General features: G+C 54.8%; 3 protein-coding genes and 1 tRNA gene. All 4 read left to right on the forward strand.

What is annotated here, in order from left to right; translation table 11 throughout:
* Window positions 1-127: 127 nt before the first annotated feature.
* Window positions 128-200, forward strand: a tRNA-Ala gene (locus tag H5U08_RS18635).
* 111 nt (window positions 201-311) lie between these two features.
* Window positions 312-542, forward strand: a complete 231-nt coding sequence (locus H5U08_RS19965) for a helix-turn-helix domain-containing protein (RefSeq protein WP_366494887.1) — start codon at window positions 312-314, stop codon at window positions 540-542.
* Window positions 543-710: 168 nt separating this feature from the next.
* On the forward strand, window positions 711-977 hold the full coding sequence (locus tag H5U08_RS18640; protein WP_297036600.1) for a hypothetical protein: 267 nt from the start codon (window positions 711-713) through the stop codon (window positions 975-977).
* A 96-nt stretch (window positions 978-1073) separates the two neighbouring features.
* A partial coding sequence (locus H5U08_RS18645) for a phage integrase SAM-like domain-containing protein (RefSeq protein WP_297036602.1) occupies window positions 1074-1457 on the forward strand: 384 nt, incomplete at its 3' end.

Genomic DNA, 1457 nt, shown 5'->3' on the forward strand with positions numbered 1-1457 from the left:
GGGACATTTCTATTCGTGGCTAACAGCGATTGGAAGAGGTGGGGTTGTCGAACGGCAAACGTGCCGATAGACTAATAATAGCCAGTCGATAAGGCTGTCGCGGATTCCTTTGGGAATACCGCAAGTTGGGGGATTAGCTCAGTTGGGAGAGCGCTTGAATGGCATTCAAGAGGTCAGGGGTTCGAATCCCCTATCCTCCATCCTGGCAGGTGCCCGGTTCCGCGAGGGCCGGGGGGCTTCCGTGCCACGTGAGCCTCACACCACCTGCCTCTCTGTTGTCACAAATTTATGGCCAAGCATATAATGGAGGCATGATTGTGCTGGAGCCGACTAGAGAGCACTTACTAACGGTTCGGGAGGTCGCCGATCTCATCGGCGTGACCGAGGGGAGAGTGTACCAATTGCTCTGGGATGGCCGGATGAATGGAATCAAGATAAACCGGCGTGCTTGGCTTATTCCGCGTTCGGAGGCCGAAAAATTCTTGGCTCGCGATTCGAAGGTTGGGCGGCCGCGGTCAAAATTACCGCAAATCTCTAATTGATCATGGGATACGACTCGCGCTTTTTCCTGTTGACAATTTTATGTTTCACCATATAATGGCGTGTGTGTGAAATCACGTGGCACCTTCTTAGCCGCCTCTCGCGGCGACTGAGCGGGTGCCCAATACGAAGAAATTGGGCGTCTACGCCCGCTACCAGGAGACCCAGAAATGGACACTTGGGTCGTCGGCAGCTACGTACGCAACGGTCAGAAGTTCATGCTCGGCGTGCGGCCGTACCTCACCGAAGATGGCTGGTTCTTCGCAGTGTTCGAGAGGCCCTGCTGGGCTTCGAAATGGAAAGTAACAGAACTGGTCGGATACGCGATAGACGCTGACGCCCTACAGGATATCGAAATCACCTACTCGGAATTCGGCTTGGCATTGACGGAATCAGCTAGAAAAGCCCTCGACGAGTATCGTGCGACGCTGAGATGATCCGTCGGAATCGCGAATTAAGATCGATCATGAAGGAGCGGTGGCAGGTGATGCGGCGCTCCGTGTGCATGGCGGCCGAGGAGGCCGCGGTGCAACATGGGGCCAGCAGCTATGACGATCATCGAATTGGCTCAGCTTTACGTGTCAAGTCGGGTCATCTCAGATGGACACAAGCAGCATATCTTAAGGGTGGCCCGCAGGTTCCAGATCGCCACCGGTGTTGGCTCAATCGAAGAAATCACATCGCAACACTTAGCGGTTTTTGTCGCTTGGCTAAACACAGTCACCGGCAACGTGAACACCAAGGTGAACTATTTGGATCATGTTCGCCTTCTTCTGCGATACGCGGCCCGCTGTGGGCTTATCGACAAAGTGCCGGTGTTTCCGGAGATAAGACGTGCGCGACGTGTTCCGCGGGCCTGGACGTTGGAAGAATTCAAACGACTCTACGACGTCGCCAACCAACTGCCCGGACGAGTT

This window comes from Thermogutta sp. (assembly GCF_014359955.1).
Lineage (GTDB): Bacteria > Planctomycetota > Planctomycetia > Pirellulales > Thermoguttaceae > Thermogutta.